This is a genomic window from Azonexus sp. R2A61 (genome assembly GCF_021401135.1).
Lineage (GTDB): Bacteria > Pseudomonadota > Gammaproteobacteria > Burkholderiales > Rhodocyclaceae > Azonexus.
This window is the reverse complement of the sequence record NZ_JACBFO010000001.1, coordinates 841,235-857,000: the sequence shown is the minus strand read 5'-3', so window position 1 is coordinate 857,000 and position 15,766 is coordinate 841,235. Positions and strand designations below refer to the sequence as shown.

The window sequence follows — 15,766 nt, the reverse complement described above, 5'->3', positions numbered from 1 at the left end:
TTTTGATTGTCGGGTATACTCTTCCCATCATAACCGTAGCCTCGCCATGACCCCAAGCTCGAAGCCCCACTCTTTTTCGTCGGAACGCGCACTGGCGCTGGGCAGACAGACGCTCGCCATCGAAGCGTCGGCGGTGGCTGCGCTGAAGGACAGGCTCAATGGCGACTTCTGTGCAGCCGTTGAACTCATCCTGAGCAGCAATGGCCGGCTGATCGTCAGCGGCATGGGCAAATCGGGACACGTCGCACGGAAGATCGCTGCCACCATGGCCAGCACGGGCACACCGGCCTATTTTGTTCACCCGGCCGAAGCCAGTCACGGCGATCTCGGCATGATCACCCGCGACGATGTGCTGCTGGCACTCTCCAATTCGGGAGAATCCGAGGAAATCCTGCGCATCCTGCCGCCACTGAAGCGTCAGGGCGCGCGCATCATTGCCATGACCGGCGTTCCCGGCTCAAGCCTGGCCCGCGAAGCCAACGTGCATCTGGATGCGGGAGTTGCCCAGGAAGCGTGCCCGCTCAATCTCGCCCCGACCGCCAGCACGACCGCAGCCCTGGCGCTCGGCGATGCCCTGGCGGTTGCGCTGCTGGATGCCCGCGGCTTCGGCGCCGAAGATTTTGCCCGTTCGCATCCCGGTGGTTCGCTCGGCCGTCGCCTGCTCACCCACGTCCGTGACGTCATGCGCGACGGAGAACGTGTGCCGGCGGTCAGTTCCGATACCCTGGTCGGCGACGCCCTGGTCGCCATGTCGCAAGGGGGGCTCGGCCTGGTCGCCATCATCGATGCCGAACAACGGCCAACCGGCATTTTCACGGACGGCGATCTGCGGCGCTGCCTGGAACAAGGCACCGACCTGCTCCGACAGCGCATTGCGGCAGTGATGCACCCCGCCCCACGCACCATCGAACCCGAGCGCCTCGCCGTCGAAGCCGTGGAAATGATGGAACGGCTGCGCATCAATGCCCTGCTGGTCACCGATGCGGAAGGCCGTCTGGCCGGTGCGCTGAACATGCACGACCTGTTCTCCGCCAAGGTGATCTGATGCATCGGCATCTCCACGCCACCGCCCGGAGCGGCCGATGAAAATCAGTGCCGGCCAGATCTATCCGCTTGCTCTGCTCGGTGCGTTGGCCGCGCTGACCTTCTGGCTGCAAGCCACCGTCGAAGGTGCGAGTTCGACAGTTGAACGGGTGGTCAGGCACGAGCCCGATGCACGCGGCAGGAATATCGAAATCCTGCGTTTCGATGAAACCGGCTTTCTCAAATACCGCCTTTCCGCCCCCAGCATGGTGCATTTCCCGGATGACGACAGCAGCGAACTCGAATCGCCGCATCTGATCGCCTACCGTCCCGACGCCCCCCAGGTGACCCTCCAAGCCGACCACAGCCGGGTCAGCAGCCAGGGCGAAACCGCATTCCTCTGGGACAACGTGGTCATCACACGAGCTGCCACTACCGACCGACCGGAAATGGTCGCCCGCATGCCCTACCTCACCGTCCAGCCTGAACTGGGCTACGCTTTCACCGACAGCCCGGTCGAAATGACGATGGGGGCATCCTGGGCTACCGGGGTGGGCGCCCGCCTCGACCAGAAAGCCTCCACGTTCGAACTGCAGTCGAAAGTACGTGCCTTTTACGCCCGTCCAAGCCGAGCCACGCCATGAAAAAAAGCGCCCTCCTTCTCGCTCTTACCGCCGTCCTCGTCCCGGCAGCCCACGCTGAACGCGCCGACCGCGACAAGCCGATGCTGCTCGAAGCAAACAAGATTTCCATCGACGATGTCCGCAAACAGCAAATACTCGAAGGCGACGTCGTGATCACCAAGGGCACCATCCTGATCAAGGCCGATCGCATCGTGATCACCGAAGACAAATACGGCTTCCAGCGGGGCGTCGCATTTGCCGGCAAGAACGGCCTGGCCTACATGCGCCAGAAACGCGAAGGGCGTGAAGACTACGTCGAAGGACGTGCCGAACGGATCGAATACGACAGCAACAGCGAAATTGCCGAACTGTTCCACAAGGCCTGGGTCAAATCCGGTGAGGACGAGGTCAAGGGCGACTACATCTGGTACGACGCGATCAGCGAAAAATATCTGGTGTCAGCCGGCGAGGCACGCACGCCGAACGATCCGACACCACGCGTCCGCGCAGTCATCCAACCCCGCACCAAGGGCAGCGAACCGACAAGACCGGCCGGCAAGGGCGAACGGCTCGACCTGAAAGGCGCCGGCAGCCTGAATGCTCCAGCTGCACAGGAATAGTGCAAAAAGCGCGGCCTGACTGGACAGCAGAAAAAACAGCCGAACCAAGCAGCTGATTTACTGGAAGAAATTATTTTGTGCACCGCACAAAATAATTGTTGACAATGCAACAACACTTCCTATAATGAGCAACATGGTGCAGCGCAACAATGCCGATGGGCTAACGCGCAGGGTGTAGGCATCGACCGATCCGTAACACTGTCCAAACCGAGGAGATATTCATGGCTGTCAATTTCACCACCCCCGAACAACTCGCCTCCGCCAACAAGGCGACCGTCGATTCGCTGCTGTCCGTTGCCAATGCTGCCCTGGCCTCCGCCGAGCGCATCGCTGCCCTGAACCTGAACACCGCCCGCTCCGTGCTGGAAGACTCGGTCTCCGGCGCCAAGGCCCTGCTCGGTGCCAAGGACGTTCAGGAAGCCCTGTCGATCCAGGCTTCGCTGGCCCAACCGAATGTTGAAAAGGCTGTCGCCTATTCGCGCAGCGTTTACGAAATCTCCGCCCAGGCTCAGGAAGAGCTGTCGAAGACCATCGAAGCCCAGTTCAGCGGCTTCCAGAAGCAGGTTTCCGAACTCCTCGACAAGGCTGCCAAGTCCGCCCCGGCCGGTTCCGATGTTGCCGTTGCCGCCGTCAAGAGCGCCATCGCCGCCGCCAACTCCGCTTTCGACAACCTGAACAAGGCTGCCAAGCAAGTTGCCGAAATCACCGAAGCCAACGTCGCTGCCGCGACCAACGCCACGGTCAAGGCTGTCGGCGCAACCGCCGCCGCTGCCAAGAAGAAGTAATTCTTCTCCCAGACACCCGCCTGCACGGCGGGTGTTTTGTTTCATCCGTCCCGACACGCCAAAGCAGAGGAGAAACCGATGAGCAATCCGAATCTCGAACAGATTTCCGCCGCCCAGCAAGCCAACGCCGATGTTGCACTGGCCATCGTGCGCGCCGCCTTCAACGGCATCGAGCGCCTGACTGCGCTGAACATCGCCGCAACCCGCGATTTCCTGAGCAATTCGCTGAGCAACACCCAGCAGATCCTGTCGGCCAAGGACGCCGGCTCCGTCGCCAAGCTGAACGGCGATCTGGCCCAGCCGAACCTGGAAAAGCTGATGGAGTACTCGCGCAACGTTTTCGAACTGACCAGCGAACTCCAGAAGGAAGTCAGCAGCGTCATCGAAGCGCAATACGGCACCTTCGCCAAGAACACTGCCGGCATCGTTGAAAAGGCGACCGCCGGGGCTCCCGTGGGCGGCGACGTTTTCGCTGCCGCACTGAAGTCGGTGCTCAACGCCTCCAACCAGGCTTTCGAGCAACTGAACTCGGTCTCCAAGCAACTGACCGACATCGCCGAAGCCAATCTGCAGGTTGCCACCAAGTCGACCGCGACCAAGGCTCCGGCCAAGAGCGCGACGGCCGCTGCCGCCAAGAAGGCCGCTGCCAAGTAAGCCAGCCTTCCGGCAATGAAAAGCCCGCGACGGAATCGCGGGCTTTTTTACGTCGACCGCAGCACCTCGTTCACTCGCGCCAGCGCCAGGTGATGTCGCGCCGTTCGATTTCCTGCCGGATTTCGTCCATTGCCCGGTCGACCAGCAACGGTAAGCCCTCGACGCCAAGTTCCAGATGCCTGCGTTCCTGACCGTTCAGCGACGGCAGCGAAAACAGGCGTAGCGCCGGATAATCGGCAACGATCCGCTCCATCAGATCGAGCAAGGCACTTTCGTACGCGTTCGGGCCAGTCAGTAAAAAGGCTTTCTCGACCGTCTCGTCGAGCGGCTGGAATTCGTCCCGGTAAAAGGTATCGAGCGCCCATTCGATCATCGGATGGGCCATCTGCGGAAACCCCGGAACGAAATAGTGGTCGTTGGCCATGAAACCGGGAATCCGGTTGAACGGATTCGGCACGATCTGCACGCCACGCGGAAAGGTCACCAGCAGCTTGCGCTTGTCGGTGATTTCCTCGGCAGTGAAACGCTGCTGCAGCGCCACAAGGCCTTCAGGATGAAGTTCAAGCGCGACACCGAGCGCAGCCGCCACGGCCTGCCGGGTATGGTCATCCGGCGTATTGCCGATACCGCCACAGGAAAACACCACATCGCCGGCAGCCATCGTCCGCCGGAACGTCGCCGCCAGACGCTCGCGGTCGTCGCCCAGATACTCGACCCAGGACAGGCGCAAGCCGCGCGCACCGAGCAATTCGGCGATGCGGGAAAAATGCTTGTCCTGGCGTTTCCCCGACAGAATCTCATCGCCGATGATGACGGCGCCGAAGTTTCGACTCATACGTGCTCTCCCTCGATACTGACGATCGCCCCGCCGCGGGAGCGGCGCAGGCTCTCCAGTCCGTAATGGACGAATGATAGCGCCGCCAGGGCCGGCACCAGCAGGCCGATGAAAGGCAGGTGGGCAAGCAGGGCCATGCACAGGCCGAGCATGAACAAGGGCGTTCCCTGGCTTTGCCGGAAAGCCCGCCATTCACCGTCGCTGGCGTGCATGGACAGTGCGTCATAGGCAAAAGTGCGGCGATTGAGCCAGGCCATCAACAACAACGGAAGCAATAACGACATCCCGGGAATCAACCACAGCGGGATGGTCAGCAACCATGCCTGGGCAAACAAAAATGCCGCCAGCAGGCTGTTGACCGTAGCAGCCACGAAGCTGTCCCGCCCCATCGCTGCGACATCGCGATACTCGGTGGCGGCCAGCCGATTGAGCATCAACGGCATGATGGCAATCGCCGCCACCAGGGATGCCGCCAGATAGGCCAGCGCGAAGATCGCCATCCAGCCACCCAGATAAGCCAGGAAATTGGCCAGCCAGATCAGTCCCCAGCCGACCAGCAGCGTCATCGGCGGATATTCCATCAGCCGCTCGACCAGCCAGCCCAGCAACCACACCGCCAGACCGAGCGACAGTGCCAGCGAACACAGGGCCGGCGTCAGTACGTAAAGCCAGATTTTCCCGTCACGCAGGTTCGCCAACGTTCGCCACAGGGACAGGACCAACAGGTTCATGGCGCACTCCATTGCGATGCAAAGTCCCGATTATCGGACAAGCGCTTCAAGTTTTCGCCCTGGCGGTCGATATCCATGTATTCCCGCCTCATTTCTTTCCCCATGAAACTCGAATCCCGTCTCTGGTCCCTGCCGTTGAGCAAGTTGCAGCAAACCAGCGCCAAGCGCCAGGACAGCGAAGAGGAAAGTCCGCTCGCGAAACGCCTGCACGACATGCAGGAAGGCCTTCGCCAACTGCGATCCCTGCCCAGCGCCAAGGAATCCGCCAAGCAACAGGCACTGGCCAAAGTCGAACTGCTCAAGCGACGCATGGAGCAACTGCGTGCCATGCTGATCGCCGCGACACCGGAACAAGCCAAGGCGCTCCTGCGCCAGATCGCCGGCATCGCCAAGGAACTGGCCAGCATGGCCAAGCTGCTCGACGGCGCCTCCGGCGGCGCAACGCCGTCCCCATCGGTGAGTGCCGGACAGACAAATGCCACCCAGCCGAGCGGCGCCGGACAATCGGCGGGCAACGACGCGAACGCTGCTGCCGTGGCAAATACCGGGGACGCCGCCGAGCATGCCGACGCAGAGACGGCCGAAGCCCCGGTCGGGTCAGGGGAAGAGAGCCTGGAACAGACCGCAACCGCCGGCGAGAGCGAAAGCGACAAGCGCCAGACGACATCCAGCGATACCGACAAGCGCCTGCGGGCGTCGCTGCAGGAAGCCGCAAAGCGATTGAAGGCCCTGATCGAACTCCTCAAGGCCAAACTGCGCGATGGCGACCGTCAGGAACAGGGCGAACTACGGCGGGCAGAAAAATCCATGCACGAACTGGACGATGCGTTGAACGGCAGCCAGCTCTACTCCTCGCTGGGCTCGTCGCTCGGCGCTTCCGCGCTATCCTCATCGCTCACCGGCACGACCGGCAGCATCGCCGTATCGACCGGGATCGACGTTCAGGCCTGAGTTCAGCTCAGCGGCCGATCCCTTCCCACTGTTTCTGCAAGCGCTTGACCGATACCGGCACCGGCGTGCGCAACTCCTGCGCGTACAGCCCGACGCGCAGTTCTTCGAGCAGCCAGCGAAATTGCTCGATTTGCGGGTCGACCGTACCCATCTTCGCCAGCTGGATCGCCCGCCGCTCGTAGTTGGTCCACAGCGGCGCATACTCGGCCATCGATTGGGCGTCGCGCGCCGGACTGGCTTTCAGCTTGTCGAGCCGGACGCCGATCGCCTTCAGATAACGCGGGTAATGCTGCAAACGCTCGAACGGCGTATCGACGACGAAGGTCTTGCCGATCAGTCGCTTCAACTGCGCTTCGATATCGCTCACCGCCGCCGTATGTGCCTTGAACGCCGGCAGCTTCTTGGTCACCGCCTGCCACTCGGTCAGCACCGTACCGACCAGCCGGCAAACTTCCTGCATGATCAGCCCGAGCCGCGCTTTCGCCTCACCGCAACGCGCCTTGAAAGCGTCCGGCGTGGTCGGCAGCGGTTCGGTCAGGCAGGCGCGTTCGAAAGTCAGCTCGACGAGTTGCCGTTTCAGGTCGTCGCTGCTGCCCAGCGCCATGAACTGCATCGCCATCTGGGTCAGGCCGGGGACGTTCTTGTCGAAGTACTTCACCTGCTCCTTGAACTGCAGCATGAACAGGCGTGACAGGCCCTTGCGGTGCGCGTCGGCGGCTTCCTCGGCGGAATCGAAGACCTTCAGGCTGACCGTCTCGCCGTCGTCGATCAGCGCCGGATAGCCGATCACGGTTTGTTTCCCGACCGGGACTTCCATCAGTTCCGGCAGTTCGCCGAAGGTCCAGTCGGTGAGTTGGGTGTATTCAGACGGCGTTTCATGCAGCTCGGCGAATTCCTCCTTGGCTTCCTTGCCCCACTCGCCGCGCAGCGCGACCAGGCTGCGGTTCATGTCGAGTTGCCGGCCGTGCTCGTCGATCAGCTTGTAGTTCATCGAGAAATGCGGCGGCAACGCGTCCGGGCGGAAGGCATCGGGCGTCACCGCCCAGCCGCGCGCGTTCAGCCCGCGCGCTTCGAGGATGAATTCGATCAGCGGGTTGATGATACCCTGGTTGAGCTTGCGGTCGTTGCCTTCCACGGTCGACAGGAATTCTTCGACAAATTCCGGCACCGGCACCAGCTTGGCGCGGATCTTCTGCGGCAGCGTCTTGATCAACTGCACCAGCTTTTCCTTGACCAGGCCCGGCACCAGCCATTCCATGCGCGACGCCGGAATCTGGTTGAGCTGCGCCAGCGGCAGCGTCAGCGTGACGCCGTCGCGTGGAGAGCCCGGCTCGAAGTGATAAGTGAGCGCGTACTCCACGCCACCGGCCTTGAGCTTGTGCGGGAAGGCCTCGGTGGTGACACCGGCCGCCGAGTGGCGCATCAGGTCGTCCTTGGCCAGGAACAGCAGCTTGGGGTTGTCCTGCTCCGCGCTCTTGCGCCAGTGGTCGAAAGTGGCGCCGTTGTGGATGTCTTCCGGGATCAGGTGATCGTAGAAGGCGAAGATCAGTTCGTCATCGACCAGCACATCCTGCCGGCGCTGCTTGTGCTCGATCTTCTCGATCTCGCGGATCTGCTTCTGGTTGTGCTGGAAGAAGGGCCAGCGCTTGGCGAAGCTCTCGTCGATCTCCTCGGCGACCAGCCCCTGGCGGATGAAGATGTCGCGCGCCTCGGCCGGCGCCAGCGGGCCGTAATGGATGCGCCGCTTGGGATTGATGACGATCCCGTAGAGCGTCGTGCGCTCCCAGCCGGCGACCTGCATCGCCTTCTTTTCCCAGTGCGGATCGAAGTACTGGCGCTTGATCAGGTGAGCGCCCACTTTCTCGATCCAGTCCGATTCGATGCGCGCCACGCAGCGGCCAAAGAGGCGCGTCGTCTCGGTGATCTCGGCGGCCATGATCCACTTGCCGGCCTTCTTCTGCAGCGGCGACGACGGGTGGATCAGGAAGCGGATGCCGCGTGCGCCGAGGTAATAACCGGACTCGTCCGACTTGCAGCCGATGTTGCCGAGCAGGCCCGAGAGCAGGGCCATGTGGATGGCGTCGTAGGTCGCCGGGGGAAGTTCCCCCATCCCCCTCCCGGCCTCCCCCTTGAAGGGGGAGGAGTTTCCACCCTCGCCCAGCCGACCGGCTTGGCGACCTTTCGCCTTTACCCCCTCCCCTTCAAGGGGAGGGTTGGGGTGGGGATGGGTCTCGTCGCCGCGAATCCAGCCCAGCTCAGCCACCATCGCGTGCAACTGGCCATGCACCTCGCGCCATTCGCGCAGGCGCAGATACGACAGGAAGTGGCTGTGGCAGGTATCGACCAGCGACTTGTTCGATTTCTTGTGTTCGACGGCGTTCTGGAACCAGGCCCACAACTTGACCCAGCTGAGGAATTCCGATTTCTCGTCGGCAAACAGCTTGTGCTTCTCGTCCGCCGCCTGCTGGCGTTCCTGCGGCCGTTCGCGCGGGTCTTGCGACGACAGGCCAGCAGCGATGATCAAGACTTCGCTCAGGCAACCCAGATCGCGCGCGGCGACCAGCATGCGGCCGATGCGCGGATCGAGCGGCAGCTTGGCCAGCGCCTCGCCGACCTTGGTCAGTTTGTTGTCGTCGTCGAGCGCGCCGAGTTCCTGCAACAGCGCGTAGCCATCGCTGATCGCCTTGGCCGGCGGCGGTTCGATGAAGGGGAAGCTCTCGACGTCGGTCAGGCGCAGCGACTTCATGCGCAGGATGACGCCGGCCAGCGAGGAACGCAGGATTTCCGGGTCGGTGAACGGCGGCCGCGCGTTGAAATCGGCCTCGTCGTAGAGGCGGATGCACACGCCAGCCGCCACCCGGCCGCAACGGCCGGCGCGCTGGCGGGCCGCCGCCTGCGAAATCTTCTCGACCTGCAACTGCTCGACCTTGTTGCGGTAGGAGTAGCGCTTGACCCGCGCCAGACCGGTGTCGATGACGTAGCGGATGCCTGGCACGGTGAGCGAGGTTTCGGCGACGTTGGTCGCCAGCACGATGCGCCGCTGACCGCCCGAAGGCTTGAAGATGCGGTCCTGCTCGCCGGCCGACAGACGCGAGAACAGCGGCAGGATTTCCGGCGCGTGCGCGGTGGATAAGCCAGGCCTAGCCAGCGCATGCTTGCGCAAAGCTTCCGCCGCCTCGCGGATTTCGCGCTCGCCGGGCAGGAAGACGAGGATGTCGCCGGAACCGAGGCGCGACAGCTCGTCGGCGGCATCGACGATGGCGTCGTAGAGATCGCGCTCGTCGTCCTTCTTGTCGATGTCCTCGACCGGGCGATGGCGCACTTCGACCGGATAGAGGCGGCCGGACACCTCGATCACCGGCGCACCGTTGAAATGCTGCGAGAAGCGCTCGGCGTCGATGGTCGCCGAGGTGATGATCAGCTTCAGGTCCGACCGGCGCGGCAGCAACTGCTTCAGGTAGCCGAGCAGGAAGTCGATGTTCAGGCTGCGCTCGTGCGCCTCGTCGATGATGATCGCCTCGTAGGCGTTCAGGTAGGGGTCGGACTGCGACTCGGCGAGCAGGATGCCGTCGGTCATCAGCTTGACCCAACTGTCTGCGGTCGACTTGTCGTGGAAGCGGATTTTTACGCCGACACCGGCACCGACCTGGGTCTTCAGCTCCTGCGCCAGGCGCGTCGCCACCGAACGCGCGGCCAGCCGCCGTGGCTGCGTGTGGCCGATCAGGCCGCGGGCACCGATGCCGAGATCGAGGCAGATCTTCGGCAACTGCGTCGTCTTGCCCGAACCGGTCTCGCCGCAGACGATGACCACCTGATGCCTGGCGATCAACTCGGCAATTTCCTCGCGCCGCTCGTTGACCGGCAGGTCGGGCTGAAATTCCGGTTTCGGCAGCTTGCCGCGCCGTTCGGCGACGGCGGCTTGCGACGCGGCGAGCAGCTTTTCCAGGTCGGCTTGCAGTTTTTGCCGTTTTTCGCCGGTCGACCGTGGCAGGTCGCGCTGCAGCGCGCGCAGGCGGCGGGCATCGGCGGTCAGCGTTGGCCGCTCGGGCGAACGGCGGGAAGACGGGGTGCGGTCGTTGGAATTCATCCGGTCGGCAGACGGCGGCGCGCAAAGCGCCGGCGTGGCAGGGGGTCGAAGCGTGGATCAATCGGCTGTCGCGCAAGCGCGGCCGGGCCGTGCAGTTTACGCGGCGCGCCGGGCTTCACCAAGTGCAAAACACATCGCCGGCCGCCGCCATTCAATTGACATCGACCGACCGCCGCCAATATGCTGGCGGACTCACGTCCGCGGCAACCCTTGCCCGAAGGGAAGCCCGACGAAAACATCCACCGGATCAGGGAGAAAATCGACATGACGACATTGTCCGGCCGCCTCGGCCATATCGCCGCCGGCGCCGCCGCAGCACTGCTGCTTGCCGCTTGCGGCGCCACCCGCCTGCCCCAGCCGATCACCGGTTACACCTGCTGCAACCTGCGCGATAACGGCGGCTGGATCTTCAGCGACAACGTTCAGGACGGCAAGCTGATCCCGGCCGGCGAACCGATCACCCTGACATCGACCAAGCGGACTTACTACGTCTACGGCGAATTCGCCCAACGCAGCATCGGCCTCTGGGATACCCAGTCGGACAACAGCGGCCAGGTATTCGCCTGGGTGCATCGCGTCGTCGTCCCCGAGGACCCGCGTCCGAAGATCGCCGCGCTGCCGCCGGAAATCCGCGACGCGATCCACGCCGCCAAGGTCGTCCGCGGCATGACGCGCCAGCAGGTGTTGTGGGCGGTCGGCTACCCCGGCCTCGACGAAACGCCGAACCTTGCCGGCCCGGTCTGGCGCTACTGGACCCCCAAGGCCAAAAAGACGGTCGACATCCAGTTCGGCCCCGACGGCAAGGTCGTGGCAATATCCGGTCCTCCCGCTTCCGTGCAGTTGATGAGCGTCGCCCCCTGATCCCGGGCGGGCGCAACCGCAGAATCCCGCCCGCCGCCATGCCCCTTGCCACCGCCAATGCCACCCGACGCAGCATCCGCAGCGTCGCCACCTTCGAAGCGGCAAAGGGCATCCTCGTGCTGCTTGCCGCCTCCGGCCTGCTCCTGCTGGTGCATCGCGACCTGCACGCGCTGGCCGCGGCGCTGATCGAACATGCGCACCTGAACCCGGCGGCGAAATACCCGGGCATCTTCCTCGATGCCGTCGACCATTTCCAGGACCTGCGCCTGCGCTGGCTGGCCGCCGGCGCCGCCGCCTATTCGACGCTGCGCTTCGTCGAAGCCTGGGGGCTGTGGCACGACCGGCGCTGGGCGGAAATCCTCGCCGCGGCCAGCGGTGCGATCTATCTGCCTTTCGAGCTGGCCAATCTGATGCGCGGCTTTTCCTGGCTCAGCCTGGGCGCCCTGCTGGTCAACCTGGCGATCGTCGTCCTGATGTTGCTGGCCTTGCGCCAGCGCCGCCGGATCAGCCGAGCTTCTCCTTGAGCAGCGGCACCACCTGCGCCAGCCAGGTGTCGATGCGTTCGTCGGTGAACATGCCCTGCGTACGCTGGTCGATGATCAGCCCGAGGAAACGCCCGTCGACGACCGCCGCCGACTGCGCGTAGGTATAGCCGTCGGTCGGCCAATCGCCGACGACCTCGGCACCCCACGATTTGAACAACATCACCAGCGGATAAAGCGAACTGCAGAAGCGGTCGGCGTAGCGCTCCTGCGCGCCGAGCCCGAAGAAGGCGATGCGCTTGCCGGAGAAATCCGGGTTTTCCGGCATCTGTGCCAGGAATTCGCCCCAGTTCGGCTCGAAGCAGCCGGAAATGCCGTTGCCGGGAATCTCGCCGATGCCGTAGCTCGGCGTACCGAGGATCAGCGCGTCGTAGGCCAGCATGTCGGCCGGCGTGATGCGGTTGACGTTGATCGGCTTGTCGCAGATCTCGTCGCCCAGTTTTTTCTGCATCTTCTTGGCGACCAGCCGCGTCGTGCCGGTTTCGGTGCCGAAAAAGAATCCAATCTTGTTCATCGTCGCTCCCAGGAGTCAGACAAGGTGGCACGCGGGTTGCACACCACCGGAAAAAACGCCGGCCGACGTCGACTTTGCGACACGACCGGCACGTTCAAGCCAATCCACGGAGTCCCGCATGCCAGCCACCGTCACCACCACGACCGACCGCCTGGGCGACACCGTCGCCATCGGCGACCTGGTCCGCGTCCTGGAAATCACGCCCGACCGCGACATCGACGAAGACCTGCTCGACATGTTCATGGACATGGTCGGCTCGCGCTGCGAGGTCGAACGGATCGACGAGGACGGCACCGCCTGGGTCGCCGTCTGGTGGAACGGCGACGAAGGCACGCAGGTGACGCTGGTCGGCCTGACGCCGCGGCAGATGGAAAAAACCGCCGGTTGATGCGGTCGACCGCAGGATTGCGCCAAAAACGGCGCAATCCCTGCAGCGGCGGCCGCGCGGAGCCTGCGCTTGCGGCTGTGCCTCATTCGTCGGCGAGCGCCGCTTCGCCGCTCGCGCTGTAGTTCTTCAGGCGCTTTTCGGCGGCGACGCCGAGGATCTTCAGCAGCCAGGGCGGCGGCGACTCGACCATCGCCTTCTGGAAAGGCCGGATGATCTCGATGGCCGGCCCGCCCTCGGGAATCTTGATCGGATAGACATCGGCCCGGATCACCTTGGCCGCCGCCGGCCCGCCGATCGACACCACGTAGCAGACGTGACAATCGCCGATCAGCTGGGCGCGCCAGAGGTTCTTGTCGTCGGCGAATTCGGCATCCATCGTGTCGCGGATATCGATCAGCCGGATCTCGCCCGGCGACACCTGATACACCAGAAAACGCAGGCAGGAGCCGAAATGGCCGGACAGCGAGTCGCCCTTGTCGGACGCCACGGCGATGCGCACCGAACCGGGCATGTCGCCGTCGCTGTAGGGTTCGATGCGCGGCAGGTCGTCGTCGCCCTGGGTCTCGCCCCACAGGATGCGCACGGCCAGTTTCATCGATTCCAGGCCGATCCCGATGTCTTCGCCGTCCTCCTCGCCGTCGGCGCTGGCAAAACCGGTTTTCAGCATGGTCACGGTGACCTGACGCAGCTTTTCCTCGTCGAGCTCGTCGCCGAGCCGGCGCTGGATCAGTTCGAGCAGGCGCGGCAGCGTCGCATTGGGCATCGCGCGGGCGGCCAGCGCAATGCGCAGCGCCGCTTCGCGGGTGATCGGAGGCGTGGATTTTTCCATCGTCTGGCTCCTCTGTTCAGGATTGGGGTGGAACTTCCTTGCAGAGAGAATGCCAACGCTGGCAAGCCCCTGATTTCAAACGGGCATATCCCTTGCTCAACCTTGGCCAAACCCTCGAAAAGACCGCATCGTGTCGGATACCCCACAAAATCCCCTGCGCCTGTATCACGCGCGCACCAAGCACCGCTTCGAAGCCTTCGCCGAAGGCCCCGGCCAGCTCGACTGGGACGCCCAGCCGGCCGCCTTCCGCCACTACGCCGGCGCGCCCCGGCTCGAACTGCCGCTGGCCGCCGACCGCTACGAGCGGCCTTACGGTCAACTGGCCGACGCGGCGAAAAACCCGGTCGCCCCGTCGCTCGCCAGCCTGGGCGCGCTGTTCGAACTGTCCTTCGCCATCTCGGCCTGGAAAAGCTGGGGGCCGAGCCGCTGGGCGCTGCGCTGCAATCCGTCGTCCGGCAACCTGCATCCGGTCGAAGCCTGGGCGCTGTGCGGCGGCCTGCCCGGCGTGCCGGACGGCGTGCATCACTACGAAGCGGAAAACCACGCGCTGGAAGGCCGCGCACTGAGCGGCCCGAACGGCGAAGCCCCGTGGCTGGCCATCGCGCTGAGTTCCGTGATGTGGCGCGAAGCCTGGAAGTACGGCGAACGCGCCTTCCGTTACTGCCAGCTCGACGTCGGCCACGCGCTCGGCACGCTGGCCTACGCCGCCGCGCTGCTCGGCTGGCGCATCCGCCCGCTGGCCGTCGACAGCGTCACGCTGAGCGGCCTGCTCGGCCTCGACCGCCCGGAATTCCCGAGCGGCCGCTACGCCTTCACTGAAGTCGAGGAGCCGGAAATCCTGCTGGCGGTCGACGCCCCCGGCCTGGGCGAAATGCCCGGTCCCGCCGCCCTGCGCGCCCGCTTCGACGCCGCCGGCTGGCAAGGCAGCCCGAACCGCATCGACCCGTCGCCCGGCTACCGCTGGCCCATCATCGACCAGGCGGCGGCAGCCAGCCGGACGAGCCTGGACGACCACGAAAAAGCCGCCTTGGCGCGGTCGACCGCAGCAACGGACGAAATTCCCCACCCGGCACCGGGCACGAACAAGGCCGCGGCGGACCGCATTGCCGCCCGGCCGGACATGCCGCCCGCCGCGCCGACCGGATTTTTCCCCGCTTTCCCGCCGTTGACCGCAACTTCCGTCGCCACCGGCACCGCGCAACTGATCCGCCAGCGGCGCAGCGGCCAGCGCTTCGACCCCAAATGCACGCTGCCCTTCGCCGACTTTGTGCGCCTGCTCGACGCCACCCTGCCGCGCGACATCGCGCCCTTCACCGGGCAGAGCACTGTGCCGCACATCCACCTGCTGCTCTTCGTGCTGCGCGTCGACGGCCTGCCGCCCGGCCTCTATCTGCTGCCGCGCACGCCGGCCGCCGCGGACGAACTGCGGGCCACGCTGCTGGCCCGTTTTCCGGCCGCCGCGCCGGTCGACCGCAGCCCTGCCCATCTCGGCCTGACGCTGCTGCAGGAACTTGGCCTGCAGGAACTACAGCGGCTGGCCCGCTCGCTGTCCTGCCATCAGGACATCGCCTCGACCAGCGCCTTCTCGCTCGGCATGCTCGGCGAATTCGACACCGCCACGGTCGACGGCCCCGGCTACCGCGAATTGCTGCGCGAAGCCGGCCGCGTCGGCCAGGCGCTCTACCTCGAAGCCGAGGCCGCCGGCGTACGTGGCACCGGCATCGGCTGCTTCTTCGACGATCCGGTACACACCGCCTTCGGCCTCGCCGGCACCCGCTGGCAAAGCGTCTATCACTTCACTGTCGGCACGCCCGTGATCGACGCCCGCCTCGAAACCTCGCCCCCCTATCCGCAACGCCCACAGGAAAAACCATGACCCCGACGCTCGCCGCCTTTCTCGCCGAACACGGCTTCCCGCAGGACAAAATTTCCGAACCGCAGGCCGACCGCCGCTTCACGCCGCTGATGCGTGCCTGCAAGGAAGGCCGCAAGGACATCGTCGACGAACTGCTGGCCCTCGGCGTCGACATCGCGGTGACCAATGCCGACGGCTGCAACGCCCTGTGGCTGGCCTGCTACCACGGCGACCACGCGATCATCCAGCGCCTGATCGACGCCGGCATCGACCTCGACCTGCAGAACGGCAATGGCGCCAGCTGCCTGATGTACGTGTCGTCGAACAGCAAGCCGGATCTGGTCAAACTGCTGCTGGAAAATGGCGCCAATCCGGCGCTGAGGAACTTCGACGATTTCAGCGCCCTCGACCTGGCGGCCTCGATCGAATGTCTGAAGCTGCTGAAGAAAGCCGCCTGAAAGCGCAGGT

The 15,766-nt window shown here is 64.6% G+C and carries 16 protein-coding genes; 11 read left to right on the top strand and 5 right to left on the bottom strand.

The window, feature by feature from the left end; genetic code table 11:
- Positions 1-46 precede the first annotated feature (46 nt).
- The 5 genes from L0962_RS04230 (at position 47) to L0962_RS04210 (ending at position 3,705) form a co-directional block, all read left to right on the top strand.
- Positions 47-1,045: an SIS domain-containing protein gene (locus tag L0962_RS04230; RefSeq protein WP_234084552.1), complete on the top strand. Its 999-nt coding sequence runs from the start codon at positions 47-49 to the stop codon at positions 1,043-1,045.
- A gap of 37 nt (positions 1,046-1,082) precedes the next feature.
- On the top strand, positions 1,083-1,667 hold the full coding sequence (gene lptC, locus L0962_RS04225; protein WP_234084550.1) for an LPS export ABC transporter periplasmic protein LptC: 585 nt from the start codon (positions 1,083-1,085) through the stop codon (positions 1,665-1,667).
- On the top strand, positions 1,664-2,266 hold the full coding sequence (gene lptA / locus L0962_RS04220) for a lipopolysaccharide transport periplasmic protein LptA (protein ID WP_234084547.1): 603 nt from the start codon (positions 1,664-1,666) through the stop codon (positions 2,264-2,266). The genes lptC and lptA overlap by 4 nt, the downstream gene beginning before the upstream one ends.
- 221 nt (positions 2,267-2,487) lie before the next feature.
- Positions 2,488-3,051 (top strand): phasin family protein, encoded by a 564-nt coding sequence (locus L0962_RS04215; protein WP_234084545.1) that lies wholly within the window; start codon positions 2,488-2,490, stop codon positions 3,049-3,051.
- A 78-nt stretch (positions 3,052-3,129) separates the two neighbouring features.
- Positions 3,130-3,705, top strand: a complete 576-nt coding sequence (locus L0962_RS04210) for a phasin family protein (RefSeq protein ID WP_234084543.1) — start codon at positions 3,130-3,132, stop codon at positions 3,703-3,705.
- Between the two features lie 70 nt (positions 3,706-3,775).
- Here the strand turns inward: L0962_RS04210 and L0962_RS04205 are convergent, their stop codons facing one another.
- The gene (locus L0962_RS04205; protein WP_234084541.1) at positions 3,776-4,540 is read right to left on the bottom strand and encodes a molybdopterin-binding protein; all 765 of its coding nucleotides are present in this window, start codon (positions 4,538-4,540) and stop codon (positions 3,776-3,778) included.
- Positions 4,537-5,271: an EI24 domain-containing protein gene (locus L0962_RS04200; RefSeq protein WP_234084539.1), complete on the bottom strand. Its 735-nt coding sequence runs from the start codon at positions 5,269-5,271 to the stop codon at positions 4,537-4,539. The genes L0962_RS04205 and L0962_RS04200 overlap by 4 nt, the downstream gene beginning before the upstream one ends.
- A 102-nt stretch (positions 5,272-5,373) precedes the next feature.
- Between L0962_RS04200 and L0962_RS04195 the strand changes: the two genes are divergently transcribed.
- Positions 5,374-6,222: a hypothetical protein gene (locus L0962_RS04195; RefSeq protein WP_234084538.1), complete on the top strand. Its 849-nt coding sequence runs from the start codon at positions 5,374-5,376 to the stop codon at positions 6,220-6,222.
- A 7-nt stretch (positions 6,223-6,229) separates the two neighbouring features.
- Here the strand turns inward: L0962_RS04195 and hrpA are convergent, their stop codons facing one another.
- Positions 6,230-10,309 carry an ATP-dependent RNA helicase HrpA gene (gene hrpA / locus L0962_RS04190; RefSeq protein ID WP_234084536.1) on the bottom strand — a complete coding sequence of 1,360 codons (4,080 nt, stop codon included), beginning with the start codon at positions 10,307-10,309 and terminating at the stop codon, positions 6,230-6,232.
- A gap of 264 nt (positions 10,310-10,573) precedes the next feature.
- Between hrpA and L0962_RS04185 the strand changes: the two genes are divergently transcribed.
- On the top strand, positions 10,574-11,170 hold the full coding sequence (locus L0962_RS04185; protein ID WP_234084534.1) for a hypothetical protein: 597 nt from the start codon (positions 10,574-10,576) through the stop codon (positions 11,168-11,170).
- A 38-nt stretch (positions 11,171-11,208) separates the two neighbouring features.
- Positions 11,209-11,694, top strand: a complete 486-nt coding sequence (locus tag L0962_RS04180; protein WP_234084532.1) for a DUF2127 domain-containing protein — start codon at positions 11,209-11,211, stop codon at positions 11,692-11,694.
- Here the strand turns inward: L0962_RS04180 and L0962_RS04175 are convergent.
- Entirely contained in the window at positions 11,675-12,226 is a 552-nt protein-coding gene (locus tag L0962_RS04175; protein WP_234084530.1) for a flavodoxin, read from the bottom strand. The genes L0962_RS04180 and L0962_RS04175 overlap by 20 nt on opposite strands.
- Before the next feature lie 118 nt (positions 12,227-12,344).
- Between L0962_RS04175 and L0962_RS04170 the strand changes: the two genes are divergently transcribed.
- Positions 12,345-12,614, top strand: a complete 270-nt coding sequence (locus L0962_RS04170) for a hypothetical protein (protein WP_234084528.1) — start codon at positions 12,345-12,347, stop codon at positions 12,612-12,614.
- An 82-nt stretch (positions 12,615-12,696) separates the two neighbouring features.
- Here the strand turns inward: L0962_RS04170 and L0962_RS04165 are convergent, their stop codons facing one another.
- The gene (locus L0962_RS04165) at positions 12,697-13,443 is read right to left on the bottom strand and encodes a dinitrogenase iron-molybdenum cofactor biosynthesis protein (RefSeq protein ID WP_234084526.1); all 747 of its coding nucleotides are present in this window, start codon (positions 13,441-13,443) and stop codon (positions 12,697-12,699) included.
- 130 nt (positions 13,444-13,573) lie between these two features.
- On the opposite strand from L0962_RS04165, the gene L0962_RS04160 reads away from it, so the two are divergent.
- Both L0962_RS04160 and L0962_RS04155 read left to right on the top strand, forming a co-directional pair.
- Complete coding sequence (locus L0962_RS04160) at positions 13,574-15,319, top strand: nitroreductase family protein (protein ID WP_234084524.1); 1,746 nt, start codon at positions 13,574-13,576, stop codon at positions 15,317-15,319.
- Entirely contained in the window at positions 15,316-15,756 is a 441-nt protein-coding gene (locus tag L0962_RS04155) for an ankyrin repeat domain-containing protein (protein WP_234084522.1), read from the top strand. Before L0962_RS04160 ends, L0962_RS04155 begins: the two co-directional genes overlap by 4 nt.
- The last annotated feature ends 10 nt before the right edge of the window (positions 15,757-15,766 follow it).